Source organism: Gemmatimonadetes bacterium SCN 70-22 (assembly GCA_001724275.1).
Taxonomy (GTDB): Bacteria; Gemmatimonadota; Gemmatimonadetes; order Gemmatimonadales; family Gemmatimonadaceae; genus SCN-70-22.
In genome coordinates this window covers 24,638-42,736 of sequence record MEDZ01000020.1, presented here as the reverse complement: position 1 = coordinate 42,736, position 18,099 = coordinate 24,638, and the positions used below count along the sequence as shown (strand labels likewise).

Below are 18,099 nucleotides of genomic sequence, written 5' to 3'. Positions count from 1 at the left end.
GTGACTCTGTCAGCGGTGGCGGTCAGTCGTTGGTGAGGCGGATGACGCGGCGCACCGCCGGCGCGGGGAACTCGAGCCAGCCATCGCCGGGCACCAGACGGTACACGGCACACTCGTCGAGCGAGAACGGCCGGACGGCGAAGTCCGGGATCACCAGGCTGAACGCGCCCGCGGTCGTGGCGATGGGGAAGCTGTCGTCGGTCTCGCTGTGATACGCGTCGGAAGGGTGGCTGTGGAGCTGCGCGACGAGCTGGCGCCCGGTGGTGTAGAGGTACTTGTTGATACGGAAGAGCTCCTCACTCCCGACCGTCACGCACACACCGGTGTTGAACTGGAGTCCGCGCTGCTCGGGGATCAGCGTCTCGTCGACGTGAAAGACGCGGCCCGCGCGGCGGCCGATCCAGAGCGCGAAGCCCTCGTTGCCCTGCCGGCCGACCATGCGCAGGTGGTGCTGCGCAGCGTCAGCGAGGCGGCGCGGCACCAGGAGCCCCTCGACGTCGAGGAAGCCGCTGGCGGTGCCTGCCTGCGGATGGTTCGGCGCAATGCTCATCACACCGGCGCCTCCCCGCGCGCGTAGCCCACGATCTGCAGGCCGAACTGGTACTGCTGAATGGGCTCGAGCCCGTACCGGGCGAGCTTCTCCAGCAGGAAGTAGAGGGTCCCCTCGCCTCGGTCCCGATGGAGGAGCCAGTCATCGCCGGTGTGCGCCGGGTGTTCGTGATACTCGCGGACTCCCGGCAGGCACAGAAACGGCAGCTCATCCGGGCCATGCGTGATCAGGAGCGGCTGCTCGAGTCCCTGCGCCTGCACGAACCCGAGGCCGGGGATCTCGACCTGGCCCGGACCCGGCACGCGGCGCATGAACGCCAGGTGCGGTGGGATCTCGCGCGAGAGGAGCGGCTTGCTCGTGAAGGGGTCCACGATCCGGACGCTTGGCGCCCAGAGGTCGTAGTTGTCGAAGTTGATGACGGCGCCGAACATCACCGGGCGCGGGCGGAGCTGAGGGGCGACGAATGCGACGAGCACGTCGGGGAACTCAGCATCCAGGATCCACCAGCCACGCCGGCGCAAGTCGCCACCGAGCCGCCGGCACTGGTCCAGGTCCCGGGAGAATTTCGCGCGCGAGACGGTCGGGTCCACGAGCACCTCACCCCGGGGCACGGCGCTCGCCGTGCTCCCCGGGGCGTCCCGCCTCGGCTCCGTCGCCTCGCCCGTCCCGTTGTGCTGCGTTTCTTGCCGCACCGCCGGCTCCCGCTCGTCCACGGTCAGCAGCCCCCCACGCCGGCCTTGAGGCTCAGGAAGAGCGTGACAGCACCCGCGAAGCCGTACGAGCCGATCTTGCGGTCGGGCTCGAGCAGCACCCCCTGCTCGTCACGGAGCTCCCAGTTCTCGGGGGGCTGGCCGACGTTGCCCGTCTCCCCCAGCGCGCGCTCGATCACCGCGCGGAGCGGACTGTTGACGTTCTGCTCGAGCTCGGTCGGTGTCCCGTTGACGACGATGGTGAAGCGCGTCTTCTCGGCGCCTCCCTTGCTGTGCTCGTTGCTCATGGTGCTGACCCTCGCTGATATGGCTGTCGCCTGTCGCGGTCACCCGGTGATTGGTCGCAATGACAGCAGCTCGGCCGCGTCCGCTCCTGCCGCTGCCTGCAACCTATCGGATGTTTCGGAGTATGTCAACAGAAAGGCCATAGCGCGAATGACGACTATCGTTTATAATACAAACATCACTCTACTGGGCTCTCGAGCCCGGTGCCATTGACGCCCATGCCGCACTACGTGAAATTTTTCACATGATCGACGATTCGCTGATCCGGCGGCTCTACCTGGAGATGGGGGCCCGCGTCCGGCAGCGGCGGGAGACGCTCAAGAAGACCCAGGACGAGCTCGCGGGCGACGTCGGCATCTCCCGGTCGTCTATTGCCAACATCGAGCGTGGGCAGCAACATGCCCCCGTGCACGTTCTCCTGGGACTTGCCGAGGCGCTCGACGTCGACATGGCAGCGCTCCTCCCGACGCACGCGGAGCTCGTCGCCTTGGTCGATGCGTCGCGCGACGTGCCGAAGCTGGTCAACATCGCAGGCGAGAGCAGTCAGCTCCCACCGGACGTCGTTCAGTTTCTCGGTACGCTCCTGACGCAGCACCACGAGCCAGCGCGCGCCCCAGCGGCTCGCCCACCAGCCCGGCGCCGTGGCCGTGCATCCCCTCGATCCCCTCGAGGAACCGGAGAAGAGTGATGGCGGACATTCAGAAGGCCCAGAAGCTCGCGAGCCTCGTGCTCGAGGAGCATGGCGTGCAGCAGCCGCCCGTCGACGTGCTCGCGTTGGCGCAGGACCAGGGGATCCGCGTCGTCTTCCAGGAGCTGGAGGACAAGATCTCCGGCATGCTGGTTCAAACAGGGCAGGAAACCATCATCGGGGTGAACGCCCGGCACCATGCGAACCGTCAGCGGTTCACCGTGGCGCACGAACTTGCCCATGCGCGTCTGCACCCGACACACCCGACTGTCTACGTCGACGGGATGATGGTGCACTTCCGGGGCGAGGAGGAGCGGGGGTCCGCCCCGATTGAGGTCGAGGCGAACGCGTTCGCTGCCGCGCTCCTCATGCCGGAGGACTTCCTGCGCGACGACCTGCACAACCGGACGGTCGACATGTTCGACGAGGCGGCAGTCAAGCGGCTCGCGCAGCGTTATCAGGTGAGCGTACAGGCACTGACGATCCGCTTGATGGAGCTCGGCCTGCTCCGCGGGTTATCGCAGGAGCTCTCGCGGTAGCGGACTAACGGACCGCTGGGTCCGTGGCGACCCCGTCGCGGTAGCTCGAAGCCCCCGAGAGCCGACCCCTCGCAGTCGCCGGCGGTGACTCCCGGCACAGCCGAAAGGACCGTACACCTCGACCCAGGACAGCCCGCGCATCTTAACCGCGACTTCGCGTCGCAGCGGCGAACCGCATACACGTCAGGCAGCAGGAGTATAATACCTGCGTGCACCATCTACCACGACCGACAGCAGCTCTGCTGGCCGAAGCGTGGTTGAGCGGCGCTCCCCTCGGCGGACCTCCAGAAGCGCCTTTACGCGGTCCACGGCGAGAAGGAGGTATCGGCGCTACATCTGCGTAAGCAACGCCGCTTGCTGAGGGGTACGTGTCCTCGGGAGGACAGGTCGCTTCGCTGGCGCAGCACACCAGTCACGCGGACCGCAGCCTCTGAAGGGCGCTGTGAGAGGCCACTCTAGCGCCGATGGTGGCGACCCAGCTAGCAATCGCGTGCGCGTTGCTAGTGCAGCTTGCGGCCGTCAAGATCGCTGCGCAAGCTGGGAACCGTCTCGTGGGAACGGGCGCGAGCGCCAGACGGCTAGAGCTTCGCCCCCGCGCAGGTGCGGGCCAACCCGCAACGCGCCCTCCGCGACGCGATTGGGAACGGCATTGTACACGGTGACTGTCAAGTCGCCGAACCCGCGACGGTCGAGCACATCGGCGACCGCGTCACGGTCACGTCGCCCGAGGGCTTCGTGGGCGGCACCCAGACCGGGAACATCATCACCCATCCGTCCGCACCACGGTACGCGAGCTTGGCGCACGCGCTGTCCAAACTCCGGCTCGCCGAGCGCTCGCGCTGGGGCATCCGGTTCCGGACATTGCTGAGGGGCCGGGACCGACCATCCGGGTAACTCTTGCGGGCGGCGGCCCTGGCGGGGGGGTGCCTGCGTTCTTCGCGGCCGTGTTCCGGCCGATGTCGCGCCCGCGTATCGCCTGCCGGACAGTCCCGGAGCGCCTTGCCCGCTCCACGCTACGGCAGTCGATGCCGACGGATCCCCGAGCGCTGGCGCGGACACGCAACCGCGGGAACCTCAACGACGAAACTTGCCTAGCCACGTACGCAGTGCCGGGGCCGTGTAGCATCTCCGCCGAGAATGCCACATGGCCCCGACCGTAGCCGAACAAGGCACAGGCCCCGCGCCGGCGGCCCGCGGGCGTACGGAATAACCACTGGCCCGCGGTCACACGCCGGCCCCGTCTCGGCTCCAGCGACTTGCTCCGAAGCACGTGCACGTGGTAGACTTCCTACGGGGTTTCTTCGCCCTCCTGGCCGCCCGCAACGCCAAGTCGGCTAGGCCCGATGACACCCGGCACCCTATGCCAACCACACCGCGACGGCCCGAGCCAGGCGATACGCGAAAGAGGGGAACGGCTGCCCGCTCTGGGCGGGCGCGGGCGAAGGACGTCATCCAGGTTCTGACTCGCGACCTCCGCCCGGCAGTGCAGAATCTGCTGTGGGGCCGGGCCGCAGGCCGCTGCCAGTTCGACAACTGCAACCGCATCCTGTCGCGGGTCCCGGCGACGCAGGCGACGCGCAACATCGCGGAGAAGGCGCACATCTACGCGTTCAGCCGTGGTGGACCGCGAGCCGATAGCGCCTGGCCGGCGAAGCTGCTCAACGACGTCGAGAACCTGCTTCTCGTCTGCCACGACTGCCACGTCAACATCGACAAGGGCGACGGGCCGGAGCGGTACACGGCCGCCGTGCTCATGGAGATGAAGCGCCGGCACGAGCAGCGCATCGAAATCGCGACCGGCATCGCCCCGAACCTGTCGAGCCACGTGCTGACCTACGGCACGTTCATCGGCGCGCACCAGGCGCTGCCCAGCTTCGATGACGCCGCGGCGGCGCTGTTCCCGACCCGGCTGCCCGCCTCTGCGACGCTCATCGAGCTCGGCACGCGCGGCGGCTCGCAACGGGACCATGATGACGCGTTCTGGTCGGAGCAGCGCCGTGAACTCGAATATCAGTTCGAGCGTCAGGTGCGGACGCCGATCGAGCGAGGCGACATCTCGCACCTGTCGGTGTTCGCCCTCGCGCCGCAGCCCCTGCTCATCCACCTGGGGGTCCTGCTCGGGGACATCACGCCGGCCGACACGTTCCAGCGTCACCGTGAACCGCCAGGATGGGCATGGCCAGCAGAGGGGGCTGCGGTGGCCTTCGAGGTTTCCAGGCCCGCACGTTCAGGCAGCACTCCCGCTCTAGTCCTGGCGGTCAGCGCCACGGTCACGCGCGACCGCATCGCGAGAGTCCTTGGTGACGATGCGGCTGTGTGGACCATCACAGTCGCCGAGCCCCACAACGACCTCGTGAAGGCCCGCGGGATGCTGAGCGCCTTTCGGAGGGAGATGAGGACGGTCCTCGACCGGATGAAGGCGCAGCACGGTCACACGACGCCCATCCACGTGTTCCCCGCGTTGCCGGTGTCGCTGGCCATTGAGCTCGGGCGCGCACGTATGCCCAAAGCCGACGCGCCTTGGGTCGTGTACGACGAGCAGCAGTCGCGCGGAGGTTTCGTCCCCGCGTTCACCCTCAACGCGGAGCCCAGTCCATGACCGCCGCCGCCCTGACGCCGTCGCCCAGCAGTACGCCGCTGTGGACCACCCTCGCCGACGAACTCGACGTCGCGCCCTCGCTGTACGAGCGGGCGACGGACCGTCACACGTCGCTGGGCGAGTGGCTCTGCCGCCCCGAGTCGTCTCTCGCGCGCTACGAGCCCAGCGTCCGCCCGCAGGGGTCCTTCCGGTTCGGGACGGTGATCAAGCCGTTGGTGGAAGGGGCGACCTACGATCTGGACCAAGTGGTGACGCTGAGGCGCCTCGGTACGCAGGACCTCTCCCAGTTCGAGTTGAAGCGCCGCCTCGGCGTGGAGCTCGCCGCCTACGCTCGCGCCCACGGGATGCAGGCGCTCGACGAGAAGCATCGGTGCTGGCGGCTCAAGTACCGTGACGAGGTCGCGTTCCACCTCGACTCGCTGCCCAGCGTGCCCGCGGCGGAGGCTGCCGTGCTCCAGCTCCGACGCCTCGGCGTCGATGAGCGCTGGGCGCTGCGCGCGGTCGCCATCACCGACGACCGTCACCCGCAGTACAACGTTGTTGGGGCCGAGTGGCTGACGAGCAACCCGAGCGGCTTCGCCCGGTGGTTCGAAGCCCGGGCCGCGCTGGGACGCGCTGGGGCGACGGGCCGGAGCGCGCAGGCGTCGGTCGAGGAGGTGCCCCCGTACGAGTGGCGCACGCCCCTCCAGCGGGCCGTCCAGATCCTGAAGCGCCACCGCGACGTGATGTTCCAGAACGCGCCATCGTTAGCGCCGATCTCCATGATCATCACGAACCTGGCCGCCCAGGCGTACGAGGGGGAGCAGGACCTCGGCCAGGCGCTTGCCGGGATCGTCGAGCGCATGGGGCAGTACGTGCGGGCTTCGGTCCCCCGCGTCCCGAACCCGACGCACCCCGCGGAGGACTACGCGGACAAGTGGCGGCTGCAGCCGGCACTCGAGGACAACTTCTGGCGGTGGGTCGAGCAGGTGCGGACGGACGTGCGCTACTTCTCGCAGCAGGCGTTGAGCCCGGACCTGGTGCAGCGGCGCTTTGCCATCAGGCTGTCGGAGGATCAGCAGCGTCGACTCACGAACCGTGCGGCATCCGCCGCGGCAGCGCCCGCGATCGTCGCCGCGGCCGCACCTGCGCGTATCGACGGCGCGCCGCGGCCGTGGCAGAGCACTCCTCGGGACCGTTCGACGTACTAGCCGCATGCGCAGCGGCGGCTCCGCTATCCCCGTCGCATGGCAGCTAGCGGAGGCGCTGTCCCGCCAGCCCGGACTGTCCCTGACTCCATCTGCGTCGTCGGACGTCGTGATCGAGGGCGATCTACGGTGTCACCGCGTCGGGCCGGACGATGTGGTCATCGACGAGCACTACGCGGTGAAGATCGAGGTGCCCCGCGGCTTCCCCCGCGCGCTCCCGCGGGTCTTCGAGACGAAGGGCCGCGTGCCCCCGACGTTCCACCGGAACCCGGACACCACCCTCTGTCTTGGGTCCCCAATCGCCCTCCGGTTCGCGATCGAGGAGGAACCGACGATCGGTGGGTTCATCGACCGCGTCGTCGTGCCGTACCTCTACAGCCACGCTTACTTCGTACGCTTCGACCGGATGCCGTTCGGCGAACTCGCCCACGGTGCAGCGGGACTCGAGGACGATGTCCGTCGACTCTTTCGTCTGCCGCCTGGCACGAACGCCGAGGAGTTCCTGCGGCTGGCATCGTTGAAGCGGCGACACGCCAACAAGCGCCGGTGCCCCTGCCGCAGCGGGGTCCGCGTGGGGCGATGCCACGCGGCTGCCGTGCACGAGGCGCGACGCCGACTCGGTCGACTCGTGTGCCGTGCAGAATGGAAGCTCCTCGCGTGGCAGCAGGGAGGTCCGCTGCCACGCCGGGGTCGAATGAATCGCGCGCGGCAGAGCGCGTAGGTTGGCGCGTGCGCCCCATCTTCACGCTCCACGCTGGCGAGTACCTCGTCGGCTCGTACCTCGAACAGCACTACCCGGACCTGGCGATCTGGCTCCCCGGGAAGGACACGGAGGTGGGCCTGCTCGTGACGGACCGCGCCGCCCGGCGCACCCTGTCGTTGCAGGTGAAGTTCTCGAAGGACTTCCTCGTCACGCACATGCCCCCGGGCTTCCGATCCAAGCTCCGCGCATGCGGATGGTGGACCTTCAACCGAGAGGAGCTGCTGGCGTGGCCCGCCGACTACTGCGTGCTCGTGCTGCAGGGGTTCAACGCGCAGAGCACTGACTTCGTGCTCTTTGGCCCGGCCGACCTCCTGAAGCGCCTCAACGCCGTCCGTGGCACCAAGGCGAAGTTCATCCAGTTCCAACATCTGGGTCAGCACCGCTGACGCCTTCTCGGAGACACGGGGGCTCTGGAAGGCGGGTCGCGTCGCTGTGGCACACGACGCGTTCATTCCCGCGGACCGTGGGCTAACCAAGTGCCTCAAGAACTGCGCATCCGGCGCCGCTCAGCACAAGCGCGCGCTGTCGCGAAGCAATGGCGGGAGCGGCCACTTTGCCGCCCCGCCATCTTGTCATGCTGCCGACAAGGACAATAGCCAGAAAGACTTCACACGCGCAGGATCACTGCGCCCGGCGTGACCACACGCGGCTCGACTACCGGGATCCCTCGGCGGGGGCCCGCTCTACAGCGCCAACCGCCTCCTCCCTGCCCACCCGCCACCCCACGCTCGCAGCACGAGCCCCGCCGCATGCCTTGCCGCCTCCGCCCGAGCGTGCGCCTCCGCCCCCCGAAGTGCTTCCCGCTCCTCCTGGGCCAGGCTCTTGGCCAGCCCCCCGAACGGCCGCGGCGCCAGCCCTATCGCCGCCGCGGCAAGTGCTGCGTGACTCACCCCGCGTGCCGGTCCCCCCTCGATCCCGCGGGTCAGGTAGCCGACCAGCGCCTCTCGGGCCACCGGGGTGTCCAACATGGCCAGCGCGCACGCGGCCGCCAGATGCGAGGACACGAGATCCGGGTTGCCCAGGCTGGCGGTGAAGGGTTCCTCCTCCCGCAGCTCTCCCAAGGCGTACCCTCCGCGCGACGCCAGGACCGCCAGGTGCCCGGTCCCCCACCAGCAGATGGCGGCGCGGGCCACGTCGACGCGCTCCAGCATCAGCTGCCACGCGCTACGGTGGTCGGTCGCCGCCGGGTCATAGTCCGGCGCGAGCCCGTCGACACGCGTCTCCAGCGCGGCGGGGGGCAGGAACATCATCCTGATGTTCTTGAAGCGTGACACCATGCTCGCGGACCGCTTGGGCTCCACGCCGTGGAGGCCACTCAACTCCGCGACCGCCTGGGTTCTGGTGACCAAGTCGTGCGGCCGATGCAGTGCCGCAGGGCCCGGGACCGGGCACGGGCCGCAGGAGGCCGCCGGCAGGAAGTTACTGACCCAGGCGATCATCCGTTCTACCTCGAGCTCCCGGGCCAGGCTCGCCGCCTGCTCCTCCTCGAGCAGCGGAGCGGCGAGACGCGTCGCACGCACCGCATGGAGGTGTGCCTGGGCGTGCGTCGTGAACGCCCGAGCGCGCGACTCGAGCATTGCCGGGGACAGCGTCAGCTCCTGTCCCGGGGCCGCAAGCAGGGCGCGCCGCAGCTGATGGAAGAGGTACGGGAGCATGGCTCGCCGGGCCTCCTCCAGAGCTTGCCGGTGCTGGATGAAGCGCCAGGCGGGCGCGCTCGGCTCCACGGTGTACCAGGCGGTGCCGTCGGCGACGCCGTACGGCGCGAAGCGCTTGGGCGTCCGGCAGGAGCCGCCATGCAGCACGTCGCGGAGCGTGGCCTGGCTGCGCGGACGAAGCCCCGCCCGCAGTTCCCCGGCGTCCCAGATGTCCTTGACCCGGACGGGCCGCTGGTCGAGCACCGCGCGGCGCGCCACGTCGCCCTCGGCCTCACTACGTCGGACCCGGGCCAGCCCGATGAGCGCCTGGACGTCCTTGGTCATGCTCAGAAAGGCCACGTCCACCAGCGGCGCGCTGGCGAGCGCACCGCCGGGGAATCGCTCCGCTTCGTCTGACACCCGGGTGTCCCGGCCATGGACGTCGGAGAGCCGCTCCGCCCGTACCGCCGGCGTCAGGGCGTTCCAGTCCGCGGCGACGGCGTACCGCGCCCGGCGGAAGCGCTCCTCGCCCTCGGCGGCCACCAGCAGCCCCTGGTTCATCCAATACTGGAGCGCCGTCGACCACTTGTCCGACGACGGTGCCGGGTTCAGCCTCCCCTTGGCAAAGCGCTTGAGTGCCGTCGCCGAGAAGGGGCGGCCCTCAGCCTCACGCCAGAGCTGCTCCACGATCACGAACATCCGGTCGTGGCCGCGGAGCTGGTTCCGCATCACGCGCCTGGGCCCGTCTTGCGTGGTGTAGTAGACCAGCCGGCGGTTGCCGTTCAGGTGAACGCGTACAGCGCGCTCCGACCGGGCCAATGTGGTGAGATACACGCTCACCTCCGTCGGCGTCGCGTCCAGGTCCGCGTGCAGCGCCACCTCCTCCTTCACCGTCGCCGGGGTCACCGGGCTGCGGTGCCGTGCGACCGCCCGGCTCAGCGCCTCCGCTACGGCGGCCAGGCCCCGAAGCACCAGCACCGGCGAGCCATGGGGCCGGTCAGCGCCCTCGGCGCCGTAGTCCCCCGCCTCTCCGAGGCCATAGAAGTTCTGCCTGCCCCGCCGCTCGATGCGCACGCGACCCGCCTCGACGGCAGGGCCGAACACGAGCGGCCAGTGCAAGTGCTCGCCCGCTCCGAGCGGGGCGCCCGTCGCCTCCTCCCACGCACTGGTGATGTCGAGACTCCGCACGAGCTGTCCGCCCGCGCGCCGCAGCGCGACGGCCAGCGCTCGCTCAGCGAGCGAACAGCGGTCAAGGGTCGCGCGCTTGCGGGGTCGCCCGCGCCCCAGCGGCGGCTGCAGCTGCGGGAGGTCCGCCGGCGCGAAGAAGTAGATCGAGCGCTCAGGGTGCTTGAACGAGCGAACCCGACCCGCGTCGACAGCGGGCCGCAGCACGTGGCTCCATTTCGGACTCCGCCCGAGAGCGTCGGGGACAGACTCCCCCAGGGCCTCCTCCCAGCACTCCCCGATGGCCTCGCCGCGCACCATCGCCTGGCGGCGGGTGCATGCGAAGCGGAGGGCCACCTCCGCGGCCTCGCACCAATGCTCGGATGGCGGCCTGCGACCCACCCCATTTGCGGTCCCGCCCGGTTCGGAAGGCGGGCTGTGGAGGAACTCGGGGCGACCCTGAATCTCCGGTTCGCCAAGGGGGGCGACCTGCGACTGCGCGACGGCCAACATGCGACTGCACCGACTCTGGGGAGGATTTCCGCTGGAAGCGGGGCGATCCTCCACCATAGTCTGCGCTGCAGCCCTGCCCCAAACGCCGCCCCGAGAGCCGCCAAGGCCGGGTCGTGCGCTCCGAGGGCAACCACACGCCCCACCTCGCCCCACCGCCGATCGCCCGCCGGCCCCGCGGCGACCCGGGATTCGGCATGGGCCATTCGCCGGAGGCGCGCCCGGGACTTCACGATGCGAAACCGCTCACGGCGTCAGGGGATGTCCGACACGGCCGAGGCTGGCGCGCGGCGTGCGTTTCCGCACCGCATGACCGATCCCTATTCCCGCCTCACGAACGACATCCCGTCGATCCTCGCGGAGTGGCGACAGCTTCGGCTCGAGGAGCCGCGGCTCGCGCTCCCTGACGCCGTCCTACTCGACAGCCTTCCCGAACTCCTGACGGGACTCTTCGCGGCGGTGTCGCCCGCGAGCGGCGACGCCGCGGCCTGGCGCGAGCTCGTCGACCGTGCGGTACAGCACGGCGCATCACGTCGCGAGCAAGGGCATTCCGAGGAGCTCTTGTTCGGTGAGTATCATCTGCTCCGCGAGGCCATCTGGCGTCACCTGCGTCGCTACGCTGATGAGCGCTCCCGCGACGCCACGGCCGGCGCATCGCCGCTCGCGCATCCCCCGCCAAGCGCCGAGGCGTCGGGGCTCGCCGCCATCCACCGGGTAGACCATGGGCTGACCATCGCCACCCGGGCGTCGCTCTTGGGGTTTCACCGGCGCGAGCTCGTCGCTTCCGGCCGCTGGTCGGAGCGGATCGCGGAGCTCGTCGACTCTGCGTAGTCGGAGCGCATGGCCATTTCCACAGCGGTCCGATGTGGTTCAGCCGGATCTGCTCACGGGCTCGGGTACTGACGCCTGACTCTGCCGAGCATTACGGCGACACGAAGCCTGAGCCGTAGCGGATGGTGGCCATCCTCCGCCCCCGGTTGCTACGGGTCCCGTCGGTTCCGCAGAAGACCGACCGCGTCTGCCACTCGGTCCACGGCGTGCGCGACGGAGTCCCAGTACCGGCGTTCACCCCACGCGGGATCATCCGGTGCCGTCGTGGCCAGTGCATCGAGCGCCGCCACGACCCTCCGCATGCAGTCCGCGTCGGCAGGTTGGCACCCATCGAGAAGCCCGGCCGCCTCGCGAAGCATCAACTGTGGCCAGTCCTCCGGCCTGCCGCTGCAGGTGTCGGCGTACTCTCGCAGGTAGGCGGCGAGGCTCCGCGCATCGTAGACGGTGTGCGGCAGGCGAAGCCAGAGGCGGGGCTTGGGTCGCATGGGCAAGCGGGATCGGGCGGTCACGTCACGAGTTCAGAGCCGCTGCCTTTCACACCACGGGCCGCCCCGCCATCAGTGGATCGTCAGGCATTCCTGATTAGCTCGATGAGGGCCTCTGCGCGTGCACCGTCGCGCAGCTTGTCGTTGACCGCCCGGAGCAGCAGCGGCAGCGCGGACAGCACGTCGTCATTCCTCACGATGTCCTGCGGGATCCGTCCGTTCGAGGTCGCCGCCACGTCGAGCAGCCGCTGTGCGCCCGGGGAACCCGTCAGTCCCAAAGCGTCGACCAGCCGGGCCAGCACGTCGGCATCCTGCGGCGGCGCGGCACGCCCGCGCTCGATCTTGCTCAGGTTCCCCGGATCCATCGTGGCGCGCGCTGCGCACTCGCGCAGGCTGAGGCGGAGTTCCATCCGACGTTTCCGTACCAGGCTCCCGAACGCATTCGGCATGGAGCGCTCCAGGTCCGGGGCTCACTCGCTCGAGCTGGGCGGCTGCCGTCGCGTCCGACGACGTCCCGCCCCCCACGCTCGCTGCAGAGGTGGCCCACTGGTGCACGACGGCCACGGGGCTCTCGTCTGGCGCATCGAGCAGCGCGTTGACGAGCCCCACCACCCGACCGGCGCGGTGGCCCGGTTCCAGGCACACCACGGCATTGTCGTGGACAGCGTGCTCGGCGACCAGACGGTCCAGGCCCTCAAAGGTGCCGGCCGACTACCGCCTCGTCCAGATCGCGGCGAACCTCGAGCGCTCCCGATGGGTGGCGCACAACCTCGGCCAGCGCTACATCTTCGTGGACGTCCCTGTGTTCCGCGTCGACGCCTACGATGGCGGACAGAAGACGCTGGAGATGAACGTGATCGACGGCCAAGAGTGCGAGGGGAAGAAGACCTCGGTCTTCGCCGATTTCGATGGAGACCACGCCCGGCTCGTCGTCGCGCTGCTCCCGTTGTCGACTGCCGCGCGCTCGACTTCGCGCCCACGTGGACGCGGAGGCGGAGACGAGTGGCCTCGCGGACGACCTGCGCCGCGCACCGGACGATGAGCGGCTGCGGCTCGCGCTGGCGAATATCAAGCCGCGCATGCGCGCCGTCCAGCTCCGCTACTTCGCGACCCGCCTCAGTGGCCTCGTCCTCGGCACCGAGAACACGACGGAGCACTCCCTCGGCTACTTCACCATCGGCGGGGACGAGGGATCCGACCTGGAGCTCCTCGGCAACACCTGAGGGCCGAGGTCGTGCAGCTCGCCGGCGCGCTCGGCGTGCCGCGCGAAGTGATCGAGAAGCCCCCGTCAGTGGACCTTGGGCCGAGCAGACGGACGAGGGAGAGCTGGGCTTCACCTAGCGCGACGCCGACCCCGTGCTCCACGTCTCCAACTGTTCGCCCGAGCTCTCGCCGGAGACCGAGGCGCGCTGGAGGTCGAGGCCCGCGTCTCCGAGCGTGTGCCCGCGCGCGCCCGCGCGACGGAGTTCAAGCGCGCCCCGAAGCCGGTGTTCCCCCACACCGGCTAGCGCTCTCGCGCTGGCGAGCGCCGAGCGCCACCGCGGAGTTGTTCCCTTGTCACCCGAGGGGGAGTCGCGCCAGGAGCAGTGCGAACGTCGTTGCCCCACGCCTCGCTCTCGAGCCGCGTGCTCACGCAGCCGCGCCCCCGGAGCTGGTCGCGTCGCGACCCGACTCGCGTGGAGCGTATGGGCGAGGCGGCAGCGCGCGCACCCGCCGCAGGACCACCGGAAGCGCCGCCAGCGCCGCGAGCGCAGCCCACTGCGCCGGGGTGAGCCCCGCGTAGCGCACGTCGCTCACGCGCAGGACGTCGAGCGCGAAGCGGGCCGGCATGTAGAGCGCGATGAACGCGACCAGAAAGGTGCCCGGGTGGTGCACGCCGCGGCGCCGCTCCCGCCGCGCGAGGAAGAGCACCACCGGCACCACCACCCCGGCGAGGTAGAGGAACTCATACCAGCCAAGGTCGTGGAAGCCGAGCCCGGCGAGCACGTTGGCGGGCGGCAGGTCGGCGGCGCGGCCCGCGTTCGTATAGGCGCTCGTGATATGGGCGCGCGCCTCGGGCCGTTCGAGGCTCACAGCGAGAGGGAAGCGCGTCACTGTGCCAGGATGGTCGTGGGCAACCGCGCACGCGATGCGCCCGATCATGAGGGAGATCGGGAAGACGTAAGCGGCCACGTCGACGAACGCCCATCGGGTCGAGGCGTCGAGGTGCGCCCCGCGACGCCCCAGGAAGAGCCAGATAGCGAGCGACCCCCCGACGATGCCGCCGAACGAGCTGATGTCCTCCCAGAGCTTGAAGAGGAGCAGCGGGTTCGCCGCCACCTTCTCCGGGAAGTAGAACAGCACCGAGAGCAAGTGCGCTCCGAGGAAGCCGCCCACCACCACCCACCAGGCGAACCCCTCCGCGAGCCCAGCATCGAGCCCGAGGGCCCGGAAGCGGCGGCTCCCTGCCGACAGGCCGAACATCACGGACGCCGCGACGATGACGCCGAAGGCGGCGATCGTCACGGGTCCCAGGTGAACCTGCGGCTGCTCGAAGTAGGGGAGCACGACGCCGACGCCTCCTAGCCACGCAGCATGCGGAGTCCGCTCGCGATCACGATGAACTCGGACACCTCGTGCGCGATCACGGCGACCGGTAGCGTGAACTTGCCGAGGACCGCGCCGACCACGAGCACGCCGATGACGACGACCGAGAGCGCGAGGTTCTGGTGCACCACCCGCTGGTTGCGCTGCGCGAGCCGGAGCGCGTAGACGAGCTTCTCCAGGTCATCCGCCATGAGAGCCACGTCGGCGGTCTCAAGGGCGACATCGGTGCCCGCCGCCCCCATGGCCACACCGACGCTCGCCTCGGCCAGTGCCGGCGCGTCGTTCACGCCGTCGCCGACCATCGCGACGTGGCCGTCCCGTGCCGCGAGCTCGCGGACGATACGCGCCTTGTCCTCAGGCTTGAGGTCGGCGTGCACGGTGTCGATTCCCACCTCGCGAGCGATTGCCTCCGCGGTGCGCGCGTTGTCGCCCGTGAGCATTGCCACGGTACGCACGCCGCTCTCGTGCAGCGCGCGGATTGCCGCGGCTGCATTGGGGCGCACGTTGTCCCGAATCGCGAGCAGCGCCCAGGCGGCCCGCGCGTCGCCGACGACGATGACCGTCTTCCCTTCGCCCTGAAAACGGGACACGTCCGCCGACGCACCGTCCAGCGCGATACCCAGCTCGCGCTCGAAGAGCGTGGGGCTCCCGACGAACACCTCGCCGGAGGTCCCGCCCTCGACGCGCGCCGCCGCCCCGGCGCCGGTGATCGAGCGGAAGTCCGTGATCGCGGCGGGCGCGACGCCGCGCGACTCGGCGTGCCGAAGCACCGCGCGGGCAAGCGGGTGCTGGCTCCGCGACTCGACCCCCGCTGCGGCCGCGAGCGCGTGCTCGGCCGGGACGGGCGCGCCGGGGAGCGCGACGAGGTCCGTGACCTCGGGCTCGCCGTGGGTGATCGTGCCGGTCTTGTCGAGCGCGACCACCCGGATCTTCGCGAGCTCCTCGACGAAGACGCCGCCCTTGATGAGCACCCCCTTCCGCGCGCCTGTGCCGAGGGCGGCGACGAGCGTGATGGGAATGGAGATGACGAGGGCGCACGGCGCGGCCGCGACGATGAAGACCGTCGCGCGAGTGATCCACTCGCGCCACGCCGCGTCGGTGAGGAGCGGCGGGAGGACCGCCATGAGCACGCCGAGGGCGAGCACCGCCGGGCTGTACCGCTTGCCGACGCGTTCGATGAACCGCTCGCTGTTCCCCTTCCGCTCCTGCGCGTCTTCGACCATGTGGATGATGCGCGCGATGGTGTTCTCTGCGAACGCCTTCGTCGCACGCACCTCGAGCGAGCCCTCGCCGTTGATGGTGCCGGCGAACACCGCGTCGCCGACCGACTTTTCCACCGGGACGCTCTCCCCCGTCACCGGGGCCTGGTTCACGCTGGACGCGCCGACGATCACCTCGCCGTCGGTGGGCATCGACTGTCCGGGCCGCACGATGAAGACGTCGTCGACGCGCACCTCCTCCACGGGGAGCTCGACCTCCCGCCCGTCGCGCCGCACGAGCGCCGTCTTGGGCGCGAGGTCCATCAGCGCCTTCACCGCCGCCCGCGTCTTCTCGCCGGTGTACCCCTCGGCCGCCTCCGACATCGAGTAGAGGAAGGCGAGCATCGCGCCCTCCATCGGCTCGCCCATGATCGTCGCGACCACGGCGGCCACCGTCATGAGCAGCTCGATGCCGATCTCGCCCTCGCCGAAGAGTTCCTCGAGGGCCTCGCGTGCGAAGTAGTAGCCGCCGATCAGGAGCGAGGCGACGAAGACCGTCGTGGTCACGCCCTCGGCCGCGCCGCCGCGCGAGAGCAGCCAGCCGACGAGGAGCAGAATCCCCGACACGGCGGAGGTGAGGACCTTCGGATTCTTCCAGGGGCGCGGGGCCTGGGGGAGCGTGGCCGCCGCCTGCGGTGGGAACCCGAGCTCGCGAAGCCGGTCTTTCAGCGCGTCGGCGGAGGCAGCATCTGCCTGGAAGCGGACCGCTACGCGCGCCGCCTTCGGGTACACCGTGAGGTCGGTGACGCCCGGCACCTCACGCAGCGCGCGCTGGATCTTCGCCGCGTCGTTTTCGCAGTCGAGGTTCGCGACGCGGACGTCGAGCGTCTCCTCGTCCCCGGCGGCCGGCGTCCCGATCCGTTCCTCGATACCAGTACCCCGCGCATCGTTCACGACCGTCCTCCTGATCTGGTTCGATCCACCGCTCGCAGCACCTGGCGATTGCTAGCGGTCGTTCTCGAGGTGGCGGATCCCCTCGCGCACCATCTCACCGACGTGCGCGTCGTCGAGCGTGTAATAGGCGATCTTTCCTGCCTTGCGGTACCGCACGACGCCGAGCTGGCGGAGCGTGCGTAGCGAGTGCGAGACCGCTGAGTCGGACACGCCGACGAGCGTCGCGAGGTCGCAGACGCAGAGCTCGTCGACGCCTTCGGTCGCGAGCGCGCACACGATCTGCAGCCGCGTCGGGTCGCCGAGGGCCCGCAGTATCTCCGAGAGCGCCGTGAGCGTCCCTGGAATCGGTAGCGACGTGCGCGCACGAGCGATCTTGTCGGCGTCGACGACCTGCACCTCGCAGAGGTCCGAGCGGTCGGCGATCGGCTTCGACAGCGAAGTCGACCGTCGTCCCGGCCGCGAGGGCACCGCGGCGTCGGCGCGGCCGGGACGGGCGTGGGGCTTGGCGGAGCGGCGGGATTGCGGAGTCGAGGGCGGCATCGTACGTTCCTGATTACCTGAGCAGGTGTTCAGGTATCGTACCAATGCCGCGGCGCCGACGCAACCGTGCCCGCGCTTCCTCGCGATCCCGTGACCCGTCCCTCGACCCTCACAGGCGTCCAGTCCCCCTTGCACCGGCTCCGCGCGAGCCGGCGAATGGTGGCCATGATGCTCCTGATGGTGATGGGCGTCGCGTGCGCCGAGCCGGCGGTAGAGGGGGCTAGTGTCGCGATCGGCGCGGCCGCGCACGCGAGGACAGAGGCAGTGGCTCCCGCGACGCAGAGGCACCCGGCCGGAACCGTCGCCGTGAACCGCGTCTCCCGTGAGGCCGTTCCGGCGCGCGTGCCGAATCCGCCCGGACCGGCTCCGGCGTCGAGCCACGCGCCGTGCTCGTGCACCCATGCCGTCGCGCTGACGTGCCCGCCAACGTTGGCCCTTTGCGTCGTCGGCACGACCACGACGCGCCCCGTCGGAGTGGACGGCATCATCCCGCCGAGTCCCACTCTCGAGCGCGAGCTCCGCCCGCCGGTCGCGGTCGCGGGCTGATCGCCCCCCGGGACTCGGCCGATGATCGGCGCCTCGAGCGTCGGCGTCCTGAGCCAGCCGGTCCGCACGCGCATGTCGCGAGCGGACCCGCACGTCCGGGGAACAAGACCGCCGTCCGCCCGACGCGTCGGCGGGTCGTCCGGTCCAACGCTGCTCCGCTCTTGGCCTCCCGCACACGTACATGCGACTCCCCTCCTCCGCCGCTCTCGCGGCGCTCCTGACGTTGGTCAGCCAGTCTGCCTCGGCTCAAGCACCGGCGACACCGTCTACCCCGGTGCCTGCGGCGCCCACTGGCGCCGCAGACTCGTTGCTCGCCTTTCTGCTCCCAG

At 70.1% G+C, this 18,099-nt stretch carries 20 protein-coding genes; 11 read left to right on the top strand and 9 right to left on the bottom strand.

Going from position 1 to position 18,099, the window contains the following annotated elements:
- Window positions 1–22: 22 nt before the first annotated feature.
- The 3 genes from ABS52_11225 to ABS52_11215 form a co-directional block, all read right to left on the bottom strand.
- Window positions 23–550, bottom strand: a complete 528-nt coding sequence (locus tag ABS52_11225) for a hypothetical protein (GenBank protein ID ODT03002.1) — start codon at window positions 548–550, stop codon at window positions 23–25.
- The gene (locus ABS52_11220) at window positions 550–1,161 is read right to left on the bottom strand and encodes a hypothetical protein (protein ODT03040.1); all 612 of its coding nucleotides are present in this window, start codon (window positions 1,159–1,161) and stop codon (window positions 550–552) included. The genes ABS52_11225 and ABS52_11220 overlap by 1 nt, the downstream gene beginning before the upstream one ends.
- A 104-nt stretch (window positions 1,162–1,265) precedes the next feature.
- Window positions 1,266–1,547 carry a hypothetical protein gene (locus ABS52_11215; protein ODT03001.1) on the bottom strand — a complete coding sequence of 94 codons (282 nt, stop codon included), beginning with the start codon at window positions 1,545–1,547 and terminating at the stop codon, window positions 1,266–1,268.
- A 242-nt stretch (window positions 1,548–1,789) separates the two neighbouring features.
- On the opposite strand from ABS52_11215, the gene ABS52_11210 reads away from it, so the two are divergent.
- From ABS52_11210 to ABS52_11180, 7 genes are all read left to right on the top strand, one after another.
- A complete protein-coding gene (locus ABS52_11210; GenBank protein ODT03000.1) occupies window positions 1,790–2,233 on the top strand; it encodes a hypothetical protein in 444 nt (147 codons plus the stop codon).
- Complete coding sequence (locus ABS52_11205) at window positions 2,230–2,772, top strand: hypothetical protein (GenBank protein ID ODT02999.1); 543 nt, start codon at window positions 2,230–2,232, stop codon at window positions 2,770–2,772. Before ABS52_11210 ends, ABS52_11205 begins: the two co-directional genes overlap by 4 nt.
- Window positions 2,773–3,372: 600 nt before the next feature.
- Window positions 3,373–3,666: a hypothetical protein gene (locus ABS52_11200; GenBank protein ODT02998.1), complete on the top strand. Its 294-nt coding sequence runs from the start codon at window positions 3,373–3,375 to the stop codon at window positions 3,664–3,666.
- A 556-nt stretch (window positions 3,667–4,222) separates the two neighbouring features.
- Entirely contained in the window at window positions 4,223–5,371 is a 1,149-nt protein-coding gene (locus ABS52_11195) for a hypothetical protein (GenBank protein ID ODT03039.1), read from the top strand.
- The gene (locus ABS52_11190) at window positions 5,368–6,561 is read left to right on the top strand and encodes a hypothetical protein (GenBank protein ID ODT02997.1); all 1,194 of its coding nucleotides are present in this window, start codon (window positions 5,368–5,370) and stop codon (window positions 6,559–6,561) included. The genes ABS52_11195 and ABS52_11190 overlap by 4 nt, the downstream gene beginning before the upstream one ends.
- A gap of 151 nt (window positions 6,562–6,712) precedes the next feature.
- On the top strand, window positions 6,713–7,279 hold the full coding sequence (locus ABS52_11185) for a hypothetical protein (GenBank protein ID ODT02996.1): 567 nt from the start codon (window positions 6,713–6,715) through the stop codon (window positions 7,277–7,279).
- Window positions 7,280–7,287: 8 nt separating this feature from the next.
- Window positions 7,288–7,707 (top strand): hypothetical protein, encoded by a 420-nt coding sequence (locus ABS52_11180; GenBank protein ODT02995.1) that lies wholly within the window; start codon window positions 7,288–7,290, stop codon window positions 7,705–7,707.
- A gap of 297 nt (window positions 7,708–8,004) precedes the next feature.
- Here ABS52_11180 and ABS52_11175 read toward each other — a convergent pair whose 3' ends face one another.
- Window positions 8,005–10,632 carry a hypothetical protein gene (locus ABS52_11175; protein ID ODT02994.1) on the bottom strand — a complete coding sequence of 876 codons (2,628 nt, stop codon included), beginning with the start codon at window positions 10,630–10,632 and terminating at the stop codon, window positions 8,005–8,007.
- 258 nt (window positions 10,633–10,890) lie between these two features.
- Between ABS52_11175 and ABS52_11170 the strand changes: the two genes are divergently transcribed.
- Entirely contained in the window at window positions 10,891–11,460 is a 570-nt protein-coding gene (locus ABS52_11170) for a hypothetical protein (protein ID ODT02993.1), read from the top strand.
- Window positions 11,461–11,609: 149 nt separating this feature from the next.
- Here the strand turns inward: ABS52_11170 and ABS52_11165 are convergent, their stop codons facing one another.
- Both ABS52_11165 and ABS52_11160 read right to left on the bottom strand, forming a co-directional pair.
- Complete coding sequence (locus ABS52_11165) at window positions 11,610–11,945, bottom strand: hypothetical protein (protein ODT02992.1); 336 nt, start codon at window positions 11,943–11,945, stop codon at window positions 11,610–11,612.
- Between the two features lie 83 nt (window positions 11,946–12,028).
- Window positions 12,029–12,355, bottom strand: a complete 327-nt coding sequence (locus ABS52_11160) for a hypothetical protein (protein ID ODT02991.1) — start codon at window positions 12,353–12,355, stop codon at window positions 12,029–12,031.
- A gap of 290 nt (window positions 12,356–12,645) precedes the next feature.
- Here ABS52_11160 and ABS52_11155 point away from each other — a divergent pair, with 290 nt between their 5' ends.
- Window positions 12,646–12,987: a hypothetical protein gene (locus ABS52_11155; protein ID ODT02990.1), complete on the top strand. Its 342-nt coding sequence runs from the start codon at window positions 12,646–12,648 to the stop codon at window positions 12,985–12,987.
- Window positions 12,926–13,168, top strand: coding sequence for a hypothetical protein (locus ABS52_11150; protein ID ODT02989.1), 243 nt, complete (start codon window positions 12,926–12,928; stop codon window positions 13,166–13,168). Before ABS52_11155 ends, ABS52_11150 begins: the two co-directional genes overlap by 62 nt.
- 406 nt (window positions 13,169–13,574) lie before the next feature.
- On the opposite strand, the gene ABS52_11145 is transcribed toward ABS52_11150, so the two are convergent.
- The 3 genes from ABS52_11145 to ABS52_11135 all read right to left on the bottom strand — a co-directional run bounded on the left by ABS52_11145 (window position 13,575) and on the right by ABS52_11135 (window position 17,107).
- The gene (locus ABS52_11145) at window positions 13,575–14,492 is read right to left on the bottom strand and encodes a hypothetical protein (GenBank protein ID ODT02988.1); all 918 of its coding nucleotides are present in this window, start codon (window positions 14,490–14,492) and stop codon (window positions 13,575–13,577) included.
- A 14-nt stretch (window positions 14,493–14,506) separates the two neighbouring features.
- Complete coding sequence (locus tag ABS52_11140) at window positions 14,507–16,459, bottom strand: ATPase (GenBank protein ID ODT03038.1); 1,953 nt, start codon at window positions 16,457–16,459, stop codon at window positions 14,507–14,509.
- A gap of 276 nt (window positions 16,460–16,735) precedes the next feature.
- Window positions 16,736–17,107, bottom strand: coding sequence for a transcriptional regulator (locus ABS52_11135; GenBank protein ID ODT03037.1), 372 nt, complete (start codon window positions 17,105–17,107; stop codon window positions 16,736–16,738).
- A 273-nt stretch (window positions 17,108–17,380) separates the two neighbouring features.
- On the opposite strand from ABS52_11135, the gene ABS52_11130 reads away from it, so the two are divergent.
- The gene (locus ABS52_11130) at window positions 17,381–17,770 is read left to right on the top strand and encodes a hypothetical protein (GenBank protein ID ODT02987.1); all 390 of its coding nucleotides are present in this window, start codon (window positions 17,381–17,383) and stop codon (window positions 17,768–17,770) included.
- Window positions 17,771–18,099: the final 329 nt, after the last annotated feature.